This window comes from Streptomyces ipomoeae 91-03 (genome assembly GCF_000317595.1).
Classification (GTDB): Bacteria; Actinomycetota; Actinomycetes; order Streptomycetales; family Streptomycetaceae; genus Streptomyces; species Streptomyces ipomoeae.
Genome location: NZ_AEJC01000175.1, coordinates 1 through 661 on the forward strand (window position 1 = coordinate 1; position 661 = coordinate 661).

Sequence of the window (661 nt, forward strand, 5' to 3'; positions counted from 1 at the left end):
CCTCGCCGTTGCCGTACGGCGGCTCACGGGGGCTGTCGCGATGGCCGTACGCCTTGAACCGCACCCGTACGCCGAGAACCGCACCCGTACGCCGGAATGGAACTCGATCCCGGCGAACGGCGAAGGACAGGTGAACCACCCGAACAAGCCCAAGCCTTCGAGGCGTTCAGAGGAACGAGAGGAGCCCCGATGACCGTCGGACCACCGGGCGTCGGCACCCGCGACGAGGATCGCGAGGAGAGTGATGCCCGCGTGATCGCGCGGTCCCGGGACGAGCCCGAGCTGTTCGCCGTGCTCTACGACCGGTACGCCGACGCCGTGCACCGTTACGCGGCCCGGCGGCTCGGTCCGGAGGCGGCGGAGGACCTGATGGCGGAGACGTTCATCACCGCCTTCCAGCGGCGCCACACCTACGACCTGGAGCGGGCCGACGCCCGCCCCTGGTTGTTCGGTATCGCGACGAACCTCGTGGGCCGGCACCGCCGGTCCGAGGCACGCCGGTTCAAGGCGCTCGCCCGGCTGACGGAGCCGGTGGAGCACGAGGAGCCGGTCGCGGACAGGGCGGTGGCCAGGGCCGGTGCCACGGGGGTGCGCCGGGAACTGGCCGCCGCGCTGGCCGGGCTGTCCGCCCGGCACCGCGATGTGGTGCTGCTGGTGGCCT

The 661-nt window shown here is 72.5% G+C and carries 2 protein-coding genes; both read left to right on the forward strand.

The window, feature by feature from the left end; translation table 11 throughout:
* A partial coding sequence (locus tag STRIP9103_RS51415; RefSeq protein ID WP_234022179.1) for a hypothetical protein occupies positions 1 to 193 on the forward strand: 193 nt, incomplete at its 5' end.
* Positions 190 to 661, forward strand: a 472-nt coding sequence (locus tag STRIP9103_RS11530; protein ID WP_048820104.1) for an RNA polymerase sigma factor, incomplete at its 3' end; no start/stop codon positions are given. The genes STRIP9103_RS51415 and STRIP9103_RS11530, both read left to right, overlap by 4 nt.